This window comes from Aeromonas sp. FDAARGOS 1404, from assembly GCF_019047085.1.
Taxonomy (GTDB): Bacteria; Pseudomonadota; Gammaproteobacteria; order Enterobacterales; family Aeromonadaceae; genus Aeromonas; species Aeromonas veronii.
Genome location: NZ_CP077237.1, coordinates 3,418,438 through 3,437,056, shown reverse-complemented (window position 1 = coordinate 3,437,056; position 18,619 = coordinate 3,418,438). Strand labels below are relative to the sequence as shown.

The 18,619-nt window shown below is 59.6% G+C and carries 10 protein-coding genes, 5 tRNA genes and 1 riboswitch; of the genes, 4 read left to right on the top strand and 11 right to left on the bottom strand.

Features of this window, described 5'->3' with window-relative positions:
* Positions 1 to 298: 298 nt before the first annotated feature.
* Complete coding sequence (locus I6L34_RS16110) at positions 299 to 1,480, top strand: PLP-dependent aminotransferase family protein (RefSeq protein WP_058057128.1); 1,182 nt, start codon at positions 299 to 301, stop codon at positions 1,478 to 1,480.
* A gap of 73 nt (positions 1,481 to 1,553) precedes the next feature.
* On the opposite strand, the gene I6L34_RS16105 is transcribed toward I6L34_RS16110, so the two are convergent.
* Positions 1,554 to 2,924: a cyclic diguanylate phosphodiesterase gene (locus I6L34_RS16105; RefSeq protein ID WP_230848170.1), complete on the bottom strand. Its 1,371-nt coding sequence runs from the start codon at positions 2,922 to 2,924 to the stop codon at positions 1,554 to 1,556.
* 411 nt (positions 2,925 to 3,335) lie between these two features.
* Between I6L34_RS16105 and I6L34_RS16100 the strand changes: the two genes are divergently transcribed.
* Positions 3,336 to 4,241 (top strand): TIGR01777 family oxidoreductase, encoded by a 906-nt coding sequence (locus I6L34_RS16100; RefSeq protein WP_058059126.1) that lies wholly within the window; start codon positions 3,336 to 3,338, stop codon positions 4,239 to 4,241.
* Positions 4,242 to 4,368: 127 nt separating this feature from the next.
* Here I6L34_RS16100 and I6L34_RS16095 read toward each other — a convergent pair whose 3' ends face one another.
* Together I6L34_RS16095 and I6L34_RS16090 are read right to left on the bottom strand one after the other, a co-directional pair.
* On the bottom strand, positions 4,369 to 6,816 hold the full coding sequence (locus I6L34_RS16095; RefSeq protein ID WP_216954979.1) for an ABC transporter permease: 2,448 nt from the start codon (positions 6,814 to 6,816) through the stop codon (positions 4,369 to 4,371).
* Between the two features lie 36 nt (positions 6,817 to 6,852).
* Positions 6,853 to 7,548 (bottom strand): ABC transporter ATP-binding protein, encoded by a 696-nt coding sequence (locus I6L34_RS16090; protein ID WP_216954978.1) that lies wholly within the window; start codon positions 7,546 to 7,548, stop codon positions 6,853 to 6,855.
* Between the two features lie 56 nt (positions 7,549 to 7,604).
* On the opposite strand from I6L34_RS16090, the gene I6L34_RS16085 reads away from it, so the two are divergent.
* The gene (locus tag I6L34_RS16085) at positions 7,605 to 8,216 is read left to right on the top strand and encodes an arylesterase (RefSeq protein ID WP_106842862.1); all 612 of its coding nucleotides are present in this window, start codon (positions 7,605 to 7,607) and stop codon (positions 8,214 to 8,216) included.
* Between the two features lie 182 nt (positions 8,217 to 8,398).
* Here the strand turns inward: I6L34_RS16085 and I6L34_RS16080 are convergent, their stop codons facing one another.
* Complete coding sequence (locus I6L34_RS16080) at positions 8,399 to 9,343, bottom strand: chemotaxis protein CheV (protein ID WP_005335238.1); 945 nt, start codon at positions 9,341 to 9,343, stop codon at positions 8,399 to 8,401.
* 139 nt (positions 9,344 to 9,482) lie between these two features.
* The gene (locus I6L34_RS16075) at positions 9,483 to 12,479 is read right to left on the bottom strand and encodes a glycosyl hydrolase family 18 protein (RefSeq protein ID WP_216956934.1); all 2,997 of its coding nucleotides are present in this window, start codon (positions 12,477 to 12,479) and stop codon (positions 9,483 to 9,485) included.
* A 149-nt stretch (positions 12,480 to 12,628) separates the two neighbouring features.
* Positions 12,629 to 12,711, bottom strand: a riboswitch (cyclic di-GMP riboswitch).
* Between the two features lie 294 nt (positions 12,712 to 13,005).
* Here I6L34_RS16075 and I6L34_RS16070 point away from each other — a divergent pair.
* Complete coding sequence (locus I6L34_RS16070) at positions 13,006 to 15,189, top strand: ExeM/NucH family extracellular endonuclease (protein WP_216954977.1); 2,184 nt, start codon at positions 13,006 to 13,008, stop codon at positions 15,187 to 15,189.
* 171 nt (positions 15,190 to 15,360) lie between these two features.
* Here I6L34_RS16070 and I6L34_RS16065 read toward each other — a convergent pair.
* The 6 genes from I6L34_RS16065 to I6L34_RS16040 form a co-directional block, all read right to left on the bottom strand.
* Positions 15,361 to 15,436: transfer RNA gene (locus tag I6L34_RS16065), tRNA-Ala, on the bottom strand.
* 34 nt (positions 15,437 to 15,470) lie between these two features.
* Positions 15,471 to 15,546, bottom strand: a tRNA-Ala gene (locus I6L34_RS16060).
* Between the two features lie 48 nt (positions 15,547 to 15,594).
* Positions 15,595 to 15,670: transfer RNA gene (locus I6L34_RS16055), tRNA-Ala, on the bottom strand.
* A gap of 63 nt (positions 15,671 to 15,733) precedes the next feature.
* Positions 15,734 to 15,809 (bottom strand) — tRNA-Ala (locus I6L34_RS16050).
* 28 nt (positions 15,810 to 15,837) lie between these two features.
* Positions 15,838 to 15,913 (bottom strand) — tRNA-Ala (locus I6L34_RS16045).
* Between the two features lie 788 nt (positions 15,914 to 16,701).
* Complete coding sequence (locus I6L34_RS16040; protein ID WP_216954976.1) at positions 16,702 to 18,618, bottom strand: glycoside hydrolase family 19 protein; 1,917 nt, start codon at positions 18,616 to 18,618, stop codon at positions 16,702 to 16,704.
* Position 18,619: the final 1 nt, after the last annotated feature.

Sequence of the window (18,619 nt, the reverse complement as noted above, 5' to 3'; positions counted from 1 at the left end):
GAGCGGGACCGCTCGCGGTTCGTCATTTCATCGACCCGCGAAAACAGGGGAGCGAATTATCCCAAGATAGGCCCAAGGCGCAAGTGTTTCGCGCAACAAATATTCCGGCCATCCACTTCCCTGCGCCTTCACTGGCATCACCATACCGACTAACCGTCCAATATAATCCGCAGCAGAGTCGTTCCAGCCCTTTTTTGGCGATTTTTGTGACAATCATTGCCTCATTTCTGAAATCTGATACAAACGGATAACCTGGCGGTCGAATGGAGCGACCGCCCACATGCCGAGAGAATTGTCTATGCAGCCGTTTTTTGCCCAGCGCTTCGAGAAGGTTGAACCTTCCTTTATCCGTGAAATCCTCAAAGTTGCCGCCAATCCGGAGATCATCTCCTTCGCCGGTGGCCTGCCCAATCCCCACCTGTTTCCGGTCAAGGCGATCGAGCAGGCCTGTCAGGATGTGCTGCGCGAGCAAGGGGCTGCCGCCCTGCAATATGCGGCGACCGAGGGCTTCGCCCCGCTGCGCCAGTATATTGCCGACCGCTATCTGGCCCGCCACGGCATGCAGATCAATCCGGACAACATCCTCATCACCAGCGGCTCCCAGCAGGCGCTGGATCTGCTGGGCAAGGTGCTGATCGACGAGGCTCAGGATCTCATCATCGAAGAGCCGGGTTACCTTGGCGCCATTCAGGCTTTTTCTGTCTACCAGCCCACCTTCAAGCCGATCACCCTTGAAGAAGAGGGTCTGGATCTGGCGGCGCTGGATGCGCTGCTGGCAAGCGGGTCCAATGCCAAGCTGCTCTACGGCGTGCCCAACTTCCAGAACCCGAGCGGTGTCTCCTACAGCCGTGCTAACCGCGAGGCACTGGCCGAGCGACTGGTGCGCCACGAGCTGTTGATGGTGGAAGATGATCCCTACGGCGAGCTGCGCTTCGAAGGGGAGCATCTCCCCCCGATTGCCAAGCTGGCGCCAAACAATACCGTGCTGCTCGGCTCGTTTTCCAAAACCGTGGTGCCCGCCTTCCGTCTGGGCTGGATGGTGATGCCGGACTGGCTGCGCAAGAAGGTGACCATCGCCAAGCAGGCGACCGATCTGCACAGCAATGCCTTCAGCCAGCAGGTGCTGCACCGCTTCCTGACCGACAACTCCCTCGACGCTCACCTGGAGAAGATCAAGGAGGTCTATGGCCGCCAGCGCGCCGCCATGGAGGCCGCGCTGGCCCGTCACTGCCCGCCCGGCGTCAGCTACACCCGACCGGAAGGGGGTATGTTCCTCTGGCTGACCCTGCCTTCCCACATCAGTGCCATGGCGCTGTTTGACGAGGCGATCAAGGAGAAGGTGGCCTTCGTACCCGGCGCCCCCTTCTATGTACGCCCCGAGATCAAGAATACCCTGCGCCTGAGCTTCTCCTGCGTCGATGAAGCGACCATTGAAGAGGGGGTCAAACGCTTGGCCCGCGCCCTCCAGCGCATGCTCTGAACTCTCAAGCCAAACGGTATCAACAAAAAACCAGCGAGCGATCGCTGGTTTTTCATGCTCCCCATTCACCCGTTCAGCCAAACAGAGTCTTGCAAAACTGCTTCATCGGGATGGGGCGGCTGTAACGATACCCTTGCAGATAGTCAACGTGGCGCGCCCGCAGGTAGTCCGCCTGCGACTGCTTCTCGACCCCCTCCGCGATCAGGATCAATTCAAGTCGCTTCGCCAGATCAATCACGTTTTCAACGATATGGCTGGAGAGTGCATCCGTGCCGATCATCTCCACAAAGCTCCGGTCAATCTTGAGTGCATCGACCTGAAACTGTTGCAGATAGGTGAGACTGGAGTGACCGGTGCCAAAGTCATCGATAGAGATCAACACGCCCAGCTTGCGCAATTCGGCAAACATCTGAGCGGTTGTTTCATCAGCCACCAGCAGTTCACGCTCAGTCAGCTCCAGCCCCAAATCAACGGGATTGTCCTTAAACGCGTCGAGAAAGGCCTTGCAGTCAGCCAACAGATCGAGATCCTGAAAGTGCTTGGCGCTGATATTGAAGCAAAAATGGAACTTTGCCGGCAGCTTGCGGGCATAAGGGGAGAAGTAGTCGCGCACCTGCGCCATCAACAGGCTGGTCATGGGCACGATCAGCCCGCTATCTTCCGCCAGCGGAATAAAGCGATCCGGCGAGATCATCCCCTGCTTGGGATGCTGCCAGCGCATCAGCACCTCACAGCCACGCCACTGCTCGTTCTCACCTGAGACCACCGGCTGCAGGTAGGGGATAAACTCCTCTTCGATCAACGCCCGCTTGAGCTCTTCCGCTGGTGAGCTGCTACGCCCCATCAGCCTGAAGGTACCGAATCCAATCAGCAGCGCCAGCAACGGAGAGAGGAACAAGGTATATCTGGAGTAGCGCCATGCGTGGCTCCAATAGTCATGTACCGTGACCCGGGTGACAACCTGATAGGGGAAATCGGCCGAAGCGAGGGCAATATAGCCCTCTTCTGCTGGAGAGGGCGCCGCCCCGACCTGACCTGATCCAAACAGAGCCCTCTGCCCCACCACGAGAGCCATCGGGGAGTTCTTGCTGGAGATCTCCAGGGTATTGCGCAGGTAGTAGCCATCTACACCGATCAGCACACTCCCCTTGTCCGTTTCATGACGCAGCACGATCAAGGGGCGATCCGGTGTGACCTCATTGCCAGGCAGCAGTTGCAGCCTGCCATCCACATAACTGTCAGGATTGAAGGGGCCATCATAGTCACCATAGAGCGAGGTGCAGTAGATGTGGCTGCCGACAGCCAGATTGGCGGAACGGACATCGGGCACAGTGGCCACCTGTTCGCGCAGCAGTTGTGCCGCCTCCTTGCACGAGTGACCTAGCATCCCCTCCACATTGATGGCCGCCTGCCGGGCATGGCCGATGGAGCGATCAAACATCATACGGGCATGCTGCAACCGTGAATCGGCATCACGCTCTATCTCCGTCACCGTCTGCCAGATAACGGCAACAACCCCCAGCAGCAGGATCCCGCCCCCATCAGCAGCGCCAAAAGAATCCTCGAGTAAAGCTGGCGAAGTTTCAAACGACGAAATGGCATGGCGGCCTCTTTGATGCTCGGATGATGGGTGACAGCCTCGGTGGACAGGCAAAAAGGGTCGCCATAATAGCGATTGATCAACAAATGTCCACCCAACAAAAATCAATCAATTCAAACTATTGTTGAACAATATCTGGTAAGAAAAAGATAGAGTTAAAACCAGTCTAGTGAACAACACATGCCAAGCTCGTCCACTTGTTGCAGGAGGACGACGCCATTAGAGTAGAGCAAACGGCAGCAGGAGCGTGCAGCGATGAAGATTCTTATTACCGGAGGGACCGGCTTTATCGGCCGCAAGCTGGTTGCCCATCTCAAGGTCAATCACGAGGTCGTGGTATTGAGCAGGCAGGGGAGCCGCGCTTACTCCCTGCTGGGTCACGATATCAAGGTATTGGATAACCTCGACCGGCTTGATGACCTCAATGACGTGGATGCGGTGATCAATCTGGCCGGTGAACCTATCGCCGCCGGACGCTGGAGCGAGTCGCGCAAACAGCTGCTCTGCGATAGCCGCTGGCTACTGACCGAGCAGCTGGTGGATCTCATCAAGCTATCCAGCACGCCGCCCAAGGTGCTGATCAACGCCTCCGCCATCGGCTGGTATGGCAGACAGGGCACCGAAACCCTGGACGAGCAGTGCCGCTCTCCCAACGACGAATTCACCCACCAGCTCTGCCAGCAGTGGGAGACCCTGGCGCAGGAGGCCCAGAGCCGCCAAACCCGGGTCTGTATCGTGCGGATCGGGCTGGTGCTTGGCATGGATGGCGGCGCCCTGCCCAAAATGCTCCCCCCCTACCGACTCGGACTCGGCGGCCCTATGGGATCGGGCAGCCAAATGATGAGCTGGATCCATGTGCAGGATCTGGTGCGCGCCATGCTGTTCCTGCTGGAGCACGAAGAGTGCAGCGGCATCTTCAACGGCACTGCGCCCCATCCGGTCAGCAACCGGGAGTTCAGCCAGACCCTTGCCACCACGTTGCACCGCCCGCACCTCTTTTTCGTTCCCGCCCCCCTGCTGCAACTGGTGATGGGTGAAGCGGCCGATCTGCTGCTGACCGGACAAAAGGTGATACCAGCACGGCTGCAACAGGCCGGTTTTCACTTCAGCTATCCTGAGCTGCCGAGCGCCCTCGCCAATCTGCTGCGTGAGCCCCGCTAACTCACACCCGCTCGCGGCGTCCGCTCGTCAGCACCTCGCATAACAAGCAGCCCGGCCAATGGCCGGGCTGCTTGTTTATTGTGGCTGCGCTATTGCGCCTTGTGTGCATCGGCTCGCGCTGGCGGGATTACAACAACCCCTGGCCCAGACCCCGCAGCCGATCGCTCAGGGTGCCAGCCAGCAGCTGGCGCTGCATCCCCTGCCCCGCCAGCGTCACCAGCAAGGCCCCCAGCGTCGGCAGGCCGAGCCAGATGGCCCAGTGGAACTGCCACTGCCCCTCGAACCACCACCACTGCAGGCCAAAGGAGCAGAGCTCCACCACCATGGCGGCACAGAGCCCCGCCAGCGCACCACTGGCCACCAGCTCCCAACGCAGCATCTTTTTCAGTAGTTCGCTGCTGGCGCCCAAGGTACGCATCAGCAACAGCTCGCGCCGACGCTGAGCCATGCTGGCCTGGGTCTGGGTCAGCAGCACCAGCAGCGCGGCCACTGTCACCAGCCCCAGCATCAGCGCCAGTGCCCGGCTCACCTGCTCCGATACCTGAGTGAGCCGCGCAATCAGGTCATCCACATCGATAAGACTCACAGTGGGGTGGCGGCGGATCAACTCCACCTCGGCAGTGCGCCCCGCCTCGGGCAGCCGGTAGCTGCCAAGCCAGGTACGGGAGAAGGGTGCCAGCAGATCCTCGGAGAAGATCATGTAGAAGTTGGGGCGCATATTGTCCCACTTGATGCTGCGCAGACTGGTGACCCTGGCGCCAAAGCTGCGCCCCTCGATGGTAAAGGCGAGCATGTCCCCCAACTTGATATCGAGCCGCTTGGCCAGCTCGCTATCCACCGACACCTCGCCGGGCCCGGCAAGCCACTTCCCTGCCACCAGCTTGTTGTCGATTGGCAGGGTCGCCGTGGTAGTGAAGTTAAGCTCCCGATCGACCCCTTCACGACCACTACTCGCCCCCTCGCCCACCGCCTCACCGGCGATATGGGTCAGCCTGCCGCGCACCATGGGGTAGAAGTCGGAGGTGTTGGCCCCGGCTGCCGCCAGCTCGCTCAGGATCCCCTCCCGCTCGTTCTCGGCCACATTGACCAGAAAACGGTTGGGCGCATCGACGGGAAAACGTGCCGAAAACTCATCCAGCAGATCGACCCGGGCCGCCCATAACAGACCAAACAGCATCAATGCCAGCGCAAAGCCCGCCAGCTGAAACAGGCCGCTGCTGCGCTCGCGCGACAGGTGGGCCAGCGCCAGCCGCAAGGCATGAGGCCCGCTCACTCTCGCTCCCAGCCGCAACATCAGGGCTGCCAGCAGGGCCAACAGCCCCATCAGCAAGCCCATGCCCCCCACCAGCCCCAGCGCCAGCCGCACATCGGCGGTAAAGCCCCAGACCAGCGCAAACAGCCCGAACAGGCCGACCGGCAGGGCCAGCCAGGGGGGAATACCCGCCTCCAGCTCCCGGCGCAATACCCGCAGCGGTGGCACCTTCAGCAGACGCAAGAAGGGCACAAAAGCGAGCAGCAGGGTGATAAAGAGCGCTACCGCCACCCCCAGCGCAAAGGGGCGCCAGGAGGGGGGTGGCAGATCCGGCGGCAGCAGGTCCCCCAACAGTTGCAAGGTGATCCACTGCATGACGGTGCCCGCTACCAGACCCAGCAGCGCACCGATCAGCGTCAGCGACAGCAGCAGGGTTCCCATCAGTTGCCAGAGCGAGCGACGGGATGCCCCCAGCGTCTTGAGCAGCGCCACCATATTGGTCTGGCGCTCGGCAAAGTGGCGCACCGCAATCCCCATCGCCAGCGCCCCCAGCAACACCCCGCTTAACGAGGCAAGCCGGAAGAAACGCTCGGCATTGGCCAGCGAGCGACCCACTTGGGATTCGCTGTCATCCGGTTTGATCCACTTCTGTCCGGCCTGCAATTGCGGCAACAACCATTGCTCGTAACGGGCCAGCGACTCTCTCGGCCCCTTGAACAGATAGCGCCACTGCTGGCGGCTGCCGGGGAGCAGGGCACCGGTCGCCTCGATATCGGCACTGTGGATCAGCGCCCGCGGCGCCAGCAGGAAGGGGCTGAAGCCCTGATCCGGCTCCTCGCCAAGCAGGCCTGCCACCTTGAGCACCGTATTGCCTACCTCCAGCTCATCCCCCGTTTTGGCCTTAAGCAGCTGCATCACCCGGGCGGAGAGCCAGATCTCGCCGGGAGCAGGGGCACGGGCAGGTTCCAGAGTGAGCTTGCCGTAGAAGGGAAAACCGTCGGGCACTGCCCGAATGGAGGCGAGCTGCAGGGCGTCGCCGTGAAACAGCATGCTGTTGAAGCTGACGGTGGTCTGCACCGCCAAGCCATCCTGTTTCGCTCGTTCCAGCCAACCATCTGGCAGGGCGGCGGCAGTACGCAGCACCCGATCCGCCCCGATAAAGTCGCGGCCCGATGCCTTGAGTCCGGCATCGAGCCGATCCGCCACCAATGCCACACTCAAGACACACGCCACGCTAAGCGCTAGCGCCAGCACAAACCAGCGCAGCTCGCCGCTGAAACCTTCCCGGCGCAGCAGTCGCCATCCCAATCGCCACTGCATCATCCCTTGCATCTCCCGCCTGACCCGCAGCTCACCCCGTTACACCACACCATGGGCCACCTCGCGATCCAGTCTGCCCGCCGTCATGACCAGTTGCCGCTGGCAGCGTTCGGCCAGCTGATGGTCATGAGTCACGACCAATAGCGTGGTGCCGTGCTTGCGATTGAGTTCAAACAGCAGCTCGATAACCTTCTCGCCGGTCTTGCTGTCGAGGTTGCCGGTCGGCTCGTCCGCCAGCAGCAGACTGGGGCGGGTCATAAAGGCACGAGCGATGGCCACCCGCTGCTGCTCACCGCCGGAGAGCCGTGGCGGCAGATGGTGCAACCGCTCGCCAAGCCCGACCGCTGCCAGCAGTTCGCGGGCTCTTGGTTCGCAATCGCGCTCGCCGCGCAGCTCGACGGGCAGCATCACATTCTCCAGCGCCGTCATGGTCGGGAGCAGCAGGAACGACTGGAACACAAAGCCGATCTGCTCGGCGCGCAATCGGGCCCGCCCCTCTTCATCCAGCTCGCCAAGGGATTTGCCGAGGATTTCGATGTCTCCCTGACTCGGCAGATCGAGCCCGGCCAGCAATCCCAGCAGGGTGGACTTGCCAGAGCCGGAGGCACCGACCAGAGCCACCGTCTCGCCGCTATTGACTTGCAGATCGATCCCTTCAAGGATGGTGAGGCTTTCCTGGCCGAGGCGAACCGATTTGCCGAGGCCCTTGACGACAATAATGGGGGTTGAACTCATGCTCTGTATCCTTTGTTCCAATCCCTTGATGACAATCCATAGCGGGAGTTGAATTGATGGTGCGTATTCTGTTTGTCTTGTTCGTTGGCCTCGGCAGCCTGCTCTCGTCGGCTCAGGCCCAGACCCTGCTGGTGCTGGGAGATAGCCTGAGCGCCGGCTATCAGATGCAGGTTGAGCAGAGCTGGCCCGCCCTGCTCAACCAGAAATGGCAGGAGGAGGGGGGCAAACACACCCTGCTCAATGCCAGCATCAGCGGTGAAACGACCCAGGGGGCGCTGGCCCGTCTGCCCGCTCTGCTGAAGGAGCACAAGCCGGACTGGCTGCTGATCGAACTGGGGGGCAACGATGGCTTGCGCGGCTTCGCACCGACCATTACCCGCCAGAATCTGGCCAGCATGATCGCGCTCGCCAAGGAGCAGCAGACCCGTGTGGTGTTGACCCAAATCCAGCTACCCCGCAACTACGGTGCCCGCTATCTGCGCCAGTTCGAACAGATCTTTCCCGAGTTGGCCCAGGCTAACGATCTGCCGCTGCTGCCCTTCTTTATGGATGATATTGCGCTGCGCCCTGAACTTATGATGAACGATGGTATTCATCCCACCCCGGCGGCCCAGCCCCAAATCCGCGATAAAGTCGCCCGCTTTATGGAGCCGCTGCTCAGCCAATAAGCCCGCCGTCTATCGCCAATGTCCCATAACCAAACATCCCGCCAAAATCGGATGTTTTGAGCGGTCGACGATCTCTGCGTGGCACCTTGATTCAACCAATCCATCGCCAATACCCAATAACAACACATCCCGCCGAAGCGGGATGTGTTGTTATTGATTTAGCATAACCTGCAGGCAACTTCTCAGCTTTCCAGCACCTGACGCAGCCGCTCCTGGGCCACGCCGACCAGCAAGTCGGGCTGGAATTTGGAGATAAAGCGGTCGCACCCCACCTTCTTGACCATGGCTTCGTTGAAGTTGCCGCTCAGGGAGGTGTTGAGGGTGATAAAGAGGTCAGACATGCGCGGATCGCTGCGCACCTCGTGGGTCAGGCGGTAGCCGTCCATCTCCGGCATTTCGGCATCGGTGATCATCAGCAGGATCTCGTCAGTCACCTTCTTGCCAGCATCGCACCACCCCTTGAGCAGGGTCAGCGCCTGCAAGCCATCCTGACACTCGATCACCTCAAGTCCAAGCTGGCCCAGGGTCTCGCGCACCAGATTGCGCGCGGTGCTGGAGTCATCGACGATCAGCACTTTGCGGCCATGCATCTCGGGCAGGATCTCCCGATCCAGCACCTCTTCGGAGATGCGGATGTCATAGGTGATGATCTCCGCCAACACCTTCTCTACATCGATGATCTCGACGATCTGATCCACTCCATCTTCGGGAATGCGGGTGATGGCAGTGAGGTAGTTGGCACGCCCGGCAGATCGCGGCGGCGGCAGTATATCCTTCCAGGTCATGTTGACGATATTGGCCACCTGCCCCACCAGAAAGCCCTGAATGGTACGGTTGTACTCGGTGATGATGAGGTTGGATTCACTGTCGATGGGCATGGGACGCATGCCGATGGCGCTACGCAGGTTGATCACCGGGATCGAGGTACCGCGGATATTGGCCACCCCGCTGATATTGTGATGGGAGCCCGGCATCTTGCTCAGATGGGGCAACTTGACCACTTCCCGTACCTTGAAGACGTTGATGGCGAACATCTGACGGGTGCCGAGACGAAACATCAACAACTCGAGGCGGTTTTCACCCACCAGTTGAGTTCGTTGATCAACGGAATCCAATATACTCGCCATACGCTGATATCCATCTGATTATTAATCGACTCTATTATAGAGGCTGCCCGCCAGGAAAGGCAGGCGCATTTTCAACCAGAGCGACCAACCAGACAAAAAAAGTGAGGCCGAAGCCTCACTTATCTCATTGATTTTAAAATCAATAGCTACAGACAGACTTCCAGCTGCCATCGGTTGCCTTGGGCTCGCTGCTGGTCCACCAGTTTGCTTGCCACACTACCTTGTTGTGGGTGATGCGATCGCCGCCATTGGCATGATCCCCCTGCGGCCAGCTCGGATAGGCCTTGTAGGCCGCCGGATTGACGTTCTGGCTGCTGCAGCTGGTGCCCGGATTCTCGCCGCCCCCCGAACCCAGCACAGCCTCCGGCAAGGTCGGGAACTCGGCCTTGAGACCAATGGTCTGGCTGCCGCTGATGATGCGCATACCGCTCGGCACGCCAGCAGCGGGCAGGTAGTAGGTCATGGCGACTTCAATCTCGGCCCCCGGCGCCAGAGTCTGCCAACCCGGCAGGTTCATGGCGACCTTGTGGAAATCCTTCTCATTGGCAATACCTTCCGAGTTGTCGTTGCCACCGCTCTCCACCACTTTCAGGCCCATGCCACTCTGATCCGTGATGGTGTCAGAGGTAGAGGTGGGCACCAGAAACTCGATGCGCGCGCCGCCCGGAATGGTCTGGGTCGACTTGTTGACCAGCTTGAGTTTCGGGTTGATCGGATAGTTGGAGTCCCCTTCCTTGAAGCCGGAGAGGCTGACCTGGATGTCGAGCTGGGCGCTCGGCGCGGCCAGATCGTTTTGCTTGGTGTTGTACGGAGTTGCCTTGGCAAACTTCTCATAAGCCAGGGTGGTCAGGGTACTGCCCATGCCGTACTCGTTCTTGGCCGGATCGAAGGCGTAATCACCCGCCATCTCCCAGAACATCACGCCACCCAGACCGCGCTTGATGATGTAGTCGAGCTTGTGGCCCATGGACTCTTCATCTTCGGTTGAGAGGAACACCTTCTTCTCTTCGTTCCACAGCCAGGGCGCGTGGGCCTTGTCATCGTAGTAACGCACATACTTGCCCTGCATCACGTGAGCCGGATTGTTGGGATCCAGACCCCAGGCAGTGCCATAACTTGGCAATGTGGTGATGCCGAGGCTGGCCGCATGCTCCAGGTTCTTGGCATGCCACATGGGCACGGCGCCACCGCCGATCTCTTTGCCGTTCTTGTCGAGATCATGCCAGATGTTGTCGATGCCGACCGCCCCATTGCCGCACGGAATGGTGCTGCCACCTGTGCCCGGCTGGCACTCGTTCTGGCTCGGCAGGGCTGCCTTGCCACCCAGCCCATGACTGCCACCGCTCACCCCCTGCCAACCGCGGGTGTAATAGGGCACGCCAACGTTGATCTTGCCAGCCGCCAGCGCACCGCGGAAGTAGTGGGCAGACCAGGCCGCGTTGAGGTAACCGATACCGCCAAACTGGGTCTGGGTATAGACGCCCCAGTGGGAGAGCTCGGGGTCGGCATTGTTGTCGAACAGGGCCGCGTTGTGACCGACAAAGTGGTTCCAGGCACCGTGGAAGTCATAGGTCATCAGGTTGACGTAATCGAGGTACTGGGTGACCTGGAAGTTCTCCATCCCGCGCAGCAGATAGGCCGAGGCCGGTGAGGCGATGGTCAGCATATACTTGCGGCCATCTTCGTTACCGGCGTTGTCGAGCCGCGCCCGCAAGGTCTTCATCAACACCTCGTAATTGGCAAACAGCTTGGCCCGGCACTGGTTGGAGAGCGGGAAATCGTTGGGGTTGCCCGCATCTTTCATCGAGGTGGGGTATTCGTAGTCGATATCGACCCCGTCAAAACCGTACTGGCGGATAAAACTCACCGCCGAGTCAGCCAGGGTGTTGATACCGGCAGTATTGACCGAGCAGTCACCCTTGGTAGTGGCGGTGTAGAAGCCGCGGGTATCGGCCCAGCCCCCGACCGAGATGAGGGTCTTCACGTCCGGATACTGCTTCTTGTACTTCGACAGCAGGTTGAAGTGGCCCTTGTAGGCGAATTCAGGATCCATCTCGGCACCCGGCACGCCATCCCAGGTCATCTTGGTGGCTGCATCGTCCACCTTGATGGTGTGGCTCTGCTCATCCACCGCCGCGAAGGCGTAGTTGATGTGGGTGATCTTGTTCCATGGAATATCGCTCACCAGATAGGCAGGCAGGCCGTTCTTGCCGGTGCGCCAGGAGGTGAAGTAGCCGATAACCCGGCGGGCATGGTCATCCCCCATGCACTCGTAGCCATCCGGGCGATAGATCTGGCGAATGTCACAAAAGAGGTTGCCACCGGTGGGCGGCAGCGCGGCCTCCTCGACATTGACGGTCACCGCCGCCGACTCGCCGCTCAGATTGGTCTTGTCAGTGGCCACCAGCTTGAGGGCGGCACTCCCTTTGGCATCCGGCGTCCAGTTCACCTGCCAGGGGGCAGTGGTATCTTCGCCCACCTTCTTGCCGTCGACATAGAGCTCGACTTTGGCCACATCGTTGTTGGCATCGGTGACGTTGCCACTCACCGCCACGCTGCGACCCAGCGTCACCTTGGCGCCGCTGGCCGGGCTGCTAATGCTCACCTTGGGCGCCTCTGGCGCCACCACGGCGGCGACGTTGAAGCGCGAATCCGCCTCGCTCAGCACCTTGCCATCTTTATCCAGCGCACGAGCTTTGAGGGTATGGGCCCCCACTCCGGCGGCGCTCCAGCTGGCACTCCAGGGCGAGGCGCTCGCCGTGGCGACCAGCTTGCCGTCGACAAGATATTCCACCCGGGCCAAGGCCGTTACCGGGCCGCTCAAGGTCACCGCCAGCGCCACACTGGTACCTTCGTTGAAGCTGGCACCAGCAGCCGGTGAGCTGACTGCCACACCGAGCGCAGGCGGAGGCACCTCGCCACCATAGGGCTTCCAGGCATCTGCCCAGACCACACCTACCCCCGGCTCATAGTGATAGGGGGATGCCCCGCACCAGCCTGAATAGGGGAATTCTTTGCACTCGTAGAGGGCACCGACGTTGCTGACGATATCGCCAGCCTTGTAGGCAGTACCGGATTTATAGGCGGGATAAGCGGCCTGAGCCCAGGCGGGCGCAGCCGCAAGGGCGACCAGCATGGCAAGCCTGCTGGGTCTGAAGAGCTGTTGCATATTGTTATCTTCCTTGTTTTGTCTTGGCATTGGTCACCAAGGCAAAGAACAATCGCAACCTGCATGATGGGCGCAGACAACTGGCAATGGACCTGCCACAAAAACCACCCCTCACCCAGGGAAACCCCGCTATCTGGATCCACGATCGAGACCGGAAGCATTGCGCCCCGACATCACTGCCGGTTTGCCCTTTACCTGGGTTCCGTGAGGAACGAACCCAGTATAGGAAGGCGACAAGATCCCCTCAATCTTTATTCTCAAAGAGAATTATCCCCTGCCACGAAAGCGTCATGATCACAGGGTTAAAATTGATTGAATTATCAAAAAAAATCATATCGTTACTGGGATCATAAAAACGCTTTCCCGCACCTTCCCAGATTCATTTAATGTGCGTTGGCTCACTGGTATGACATGCCAGAAATGTGACAATGCGCGCCCTTGGTCAACGAGCCAAGGCTATGGAATCACTGGCAAAAATAAAAAAGGAACACCTATGAAAGGTACTCGTACCCTGCTGTCGCTGGCCGTGGGGCTGGCACTTGCATCCTCAGGCGCCCATGCGGCATTTGTCTGCCCGTCCGATCCGGCTCAACTCACCCCCATCCCGACCATTCAGGGCACAGGCTCCGCCAGCGCGCTGGCCACCCAGACCGTGACCGACAAGAACGGCAATGTGACCGGTAAAATCAGCACAGGCACCTTCAACGTTCGCGGTATCGTGACGACGCTGGGCCAAAGCCTGACCAAGGGGTTCTATCTGACCGACCCGGTGGGCGATGGCAATCCGGCCACCTCTGATGGCATCTTTGTCTATCTGAACGACAAGGACTTCGCGACCAAATATAAAGACATCAAACCGGGGGCTGAACTCTGCCTCGAAGCCAAGGTCGAGGAGTACTACGGCGGCACCCAGCTCAAGCCCACCTTCGAATCCAGCAAAGCCCGCCTGCAAGTCACCGCACAAGGGCTGAATGTGCCGACCAGCGTATTGCTGGTCAATGAAGGGGAGACGCTGGCTCAAGCGCTCAATCGCCACGAAGGGATGCGGGTACGTCTCGACAGCAGCAGTGACCTGCACCTGACCCGCAACTATGGCTTCGACTACAAGGTCTATCGCAACAACGTAGAGTTGGCCCACAAAACCCCGCTGATCAAACCGACCCAACTTCATGTTGCCAACAGTGCGGACGCTGTCGCACTAGCCACCAAAAATGGCAGCAACCGTCTGGTAGTCGAGTCTGATTACAAAGCACCGGATGGCGTACTGCCCTGGTTCCCGAGCTGGGATGCCGATCAGGGATATCTGCGTATCGGTGATCAACTGACCGGGCTGGAGGGGGTGATCGTATACAACAAGGATGCCTTCCGTCTGGTGGTACCGAGCGATGTCACCCTGACTGCCGGCGCCCTGCTGCGCAGCCCTGAAGAGGATCGTCAAGACGCGCCGGCTCGCCTCGCTGGCAGCGATCTGCGGATCGGCAGCTTCAACGTGCTCAACTACTTCACCAGTCACTCCAGCATCGGCGGCGCACTCAATATCCTGTGCAAGGATCAGGCGGATGCCGACAACGCCAAAGGTTGCAACCGGGGTGCCAAGAGCCAGCCCGAGTTCGAGAAGCAGCGCACCAAGATCGTCAATGCCATTACCGCAATGGATGCCGATCTGCTCGGCCTGATGGAGATGGAGAACAACGGCTTCGAGGATAACTCGGCCCTCCACAATCTGGTGACCCGCCTCAACGAACAGCAGAAGGATGCGAGCAAACACTACGCCTATGTGCGTCTGCCGGTCACTGCCCTTACCGATGGCAAGTTCTTCGGCGGCGACGCCATCATGGTGGCGATGATCTACCGTCCTGCCCTGCTCACCCCCAGCGGAGATGCCAGCGTCATCAAGCTGCCGGAGCAGCGCTACACCACTGGTGGTGTGGCCAAGACAGCCGGTCAGCGCGACTCGCTGGTTCAGACCTTCACCCTCGCCAAGAGCAAGGAGCCGCTGACGCTGGTGGTCAACCACCTCAAATCCAAGGGGTCAGGCTGCTACGAAAATGGCGATGGCAAGACAGAACCGGCCGATCTGCAGGGCAAGTGCACCGAGTTCCGGGTCTCTGCCGCCAAGGTGCTGGGTGAGGCGGTCAGCAAACTGCCGGGCCAGGTGCTGCTGGTTGGCGACTTCAACTCCTACGCCAAGGAAGATCCGATCCGGGTTCTGACCGACTACAACCCGGCTACCAGCGAGCGGAAGATCGTATCGGCCTCTCACACCTTTATCGGTGAGCAGTCCTATGAACAGCTCGGTCGCGAAGTGACTCGCAGCTACGGCCTGATCGATCTCAACGTCAAATTCAACAAGGAGAAAGCCATCTCCTACAGCTACGACGGGGAGCTGGGCACCCTGGACTATGCCCTCGCCAACCCGGCACTGGCCAGCAAGGTGGCAGGTGTCGCCGACTGGCACATCAACTCCTTCGAGAGCTCCCTGTTCGAATACGGCAGCCAGTACACCGGCACATTGCTCAAGTCTGACAACCCCTTCAGTGCCTCCGACCATGATCCCATCATCGTCGACCTGAGACTGGAGAGCGATGCCACCAAACCGGACACCTCCTCAGGCGGCGGTGCGCTGGGACTCGGCCTGCTGGCCCTGTTGCCGCTGGCTTGGCGACGTCGCCGTTAACCACAAGCGAATTTGAATAGTGCAAGCAAAGCCCGCGAGTCTCGCGGGCTTTTTCATTCAGGTCATTGGATTTACAAATGAAAGGCGCGGACGTATGGAGAAAATAAATGATGGAGAAAACAAAAAGGCCACCGCGATGCGGTGGCCTTACTGCTTCTTGTAACAAGAATTTGGTGGAGCTACGCGGGATCGAACCGCGGACCTCTTGCATGCCATGCAAGCGCTCTCCCAGCTGAGCTATAACCCCGATTTGTGTGAATGACCGGCAGTCACTCTGAATTTGGTGGAGCTACGCGGGATCGAACCGCGGACCTCTTGCATGCCATGCAAGCGCTCTCCCAGCTGAGCTATAACCCCAAATTCGGTACTGAATGAATGGTTCTGGCAGCCATTCATCCTAAATAATGGTGGAGCTACGCGGGATCGAACCGCGGACCTCTTGCATGCCATGCAAGCGCTCTCCCAGCTGAGCTATAACCCCACAAAGGTCGGCCTGGGTGATACACACCACACTGCCCTGGGTACTTCATGTCAATCAAGAATCTGGTGGAGCTACGCGGGATCGAACCGCGGACCTCTTGCATGCCATGCAAGCGCTCTCCCAGCTGAGCTATAACCCCTTTGATTCCAGATTGTTCGAGGAGAATTTGGTGGAGCTACGCGGGATCGAACCGCGGACCTCTTGCATGCCATGCAAGCGCTCTCCCAGCTGAGCTATAACCCCAACTCACCTCGGCGCTGACGAAGTTATCTCCGGCAACGGAGGCGCATGATAGGCATCACCCGCTTTGCTGTCAACCCTAAAATAACCGCGACTGATTCGTTTAGTCAAAATTGCAGCAGTTCGCTGTTTTTACCAGCAAGACGCGTGCTATCTCTCTGTTTTATGTCATAAATCGGCTCAAGCACCTATAAAGGAGAGGCCGTGCAGCAAGCCTCTTTCCCCGTGCAACGCCCCCGCTCTCAGGCATCTTTTGCAGGCTGATCATCAGCTTCTCCCCCGTCACCTCGGGAAAGCCTTTCCATAAAGGGCATTGCATTTGAAAACCCTTTCCATGATTTTTGTAAATTTACAACACAGAAAGTTGATCTGGCTCACAAATGACCATAGGATCAAACCGTGACCCAGGTCACATACCATAACCATAAATGACAGAGCGATGAGGTAAACCATGTTTGAGAATCTGGCAGTCCTGTTCCACCTGCGCGGTGCAACTACCAAGAACGGCGCTGTAGAGAAAGATGCCTATGCCCCCTCCACCCGTGAATACTACTTCCGCTACGGCAAGTAATTGCTGAAAGCCTTTCACGGAAAATGTAATAAAAAAACAACACACATCATCACACAGCCCTTTCGAGGCGCTGTCCTGTCCGGGCCAGATGTTCCACGGCCAAACCTGAACTCCACCAAACAAGAATGGGGCCCGCAGGCCCCATCTTTTATTGCTCCGGATTGTCATTGCACTGAATAGTGCGCTGGCTTGTCGGCAAGCCTTGTAACCCTGAAACGGCTCAGAGCTTGATCCAGGCATCGGCCCAGGCCGTACCCTTGCCCGGCTCATAAGCCCAGGCAGCACCTGCACACCAGCCGGTGTAGGGGTGCGGTTTGCACTCGTAGCTGGCACCGCCGTTGCTGACCCGCTCGCCCGCCTTGTAGGGAGTCCCCTCTTTATAGGCCGGATAGTCAGGCGGCGTTACGCCCCCCTCCTCTCCTTTCACCAGCAGGCTATGGGTGGTGCTGCGGCTCAGATTACCTTCATCTGTGACCGTCAGTTTGATCTCCAGCTTGGTATCGCTGGCCGGCTTGGGCAGGGTCAACTCCAGAGTGACCTGATCCAGTGCCGGGGCAGAGGCTCCAGCCGGGATAGTCCAGGCATAGGAGAGCGGCTTGCCTTCCGGATCGCTAGAGTGCTGGCCAGAGAGAGTCACCTTGCTGCCACCTTCGGCCTGCGCCGGGCCAGTGATATTGGCCACCGGCGGCAGGTTGGTGCCACCGCCGTTATCCTCGATCACCACCTCCGGATAGAAGTGCTGAACGCAGCGGCTGTAATCCCCTGCCTTGAAGGCGCTGAAACGGGTCTGGTAGCCCACCAGCTTGCACGCATAGCTCTTGCCACCGTTGGGGTTCTCTGCCACATAGCTCCAGTCCTGCTCCCAATAGATGGGCAAGGCACCGGCGCCATTGTCATCAAACACCTTCATATTCTTGCAACCCAGCACCTCGTCGGATGGCACCGCCACTCCGAGGTAGTTGGCAAACTCGCGGTAGTAGTTGATGCGATTCTGGGACTGGGCGTGCTCGACCGGACCGCCGCACTCCACCCCGCCGTTGATGATCTGGGTAGTGACCCCGAAGCCCGGCACCAGACCGTTCTGCTTGTCATGGTCATTCGGCTGCCAGGTGCCATCGATGACATGGAGCATGGAAGGCTTGGGCGGCTGCGGATAGGTATAGAAGAACACCGCACTGGCGAGGTTCAGCCAGGTGTCGGCCACCAGATCGGGGCGGTCGAGCAGGGTGCGCACCGTGCCGAACATCGCCTCGGAGAAGGGGCCATAGTTGTAGTTGTAGGAGAGCTGCTTGGCACCGCGGCCAAAGTAGCTCTTGAACTCGCCATTGTCGAACGTACCGCACGGCCACTGCTGACCCTGCCACACATCGGGACGGCACTCGGCGTTGTAACCGCCGCGCATGGTCTCATTCCATCCCATCTCGCGCACGTAGACCAGCGCCTGACGCCACTCGGCCTCCGGGCGCCAGTTTTCATGGCCACCGGTCTCCTGGGCGAAGTGGGCGAACATAGTTGCCAGCGTCTTGCGGCAGATGGCGTCAGCATCGCGGCCATCGCTGTAGTCGCTGCACAGGGCCGGGAACTTGGCCGCCGCCTGCAACAGGCCACGATAGGTGTACTCGGGGGCGCGTAGCGGGAACAGGTAGTTGAACTGGCTCTCGCTCAGCAGGCTTTCGACCCGCTTGACGTTGCCCGGGTTGTCGGCACGGCCCGGCTGCACCGCCTCGACCACCAGATTGTCCCGGGTAGCGATGGAGGCCTTGACCGCTTCCATCGCCGGGAAGTCGGTCAGCGCCTTCTCTTTGGCATCCAGCTCGGCCTGGCTCATATAGACGGGGGTGGTGCTGCCATCCGGCGGGGTAGGCGTTGGCGGATTGGGCTTGTCATCGCCACCGGTATCCGGCGGGGTCACTTCCCCTTCGCCAACAAGCTTCCACGGGGTATCCCACTCATTGGCGGCCGCCATGCCGGGAGTCTGACCCGGGTTGACCCACCACTTGGCCTCGAAAATCTGGCCGTTGTAATTGACCTGGCTGCCGCCCGGATAGGATTTGTTGATGTCATATGCCTCGGCCGCCCACAGGTGGCCGCTCAGCATCATGCCGGCAAGCAGAAGGGTGATGCGGTTTTTTTTCATT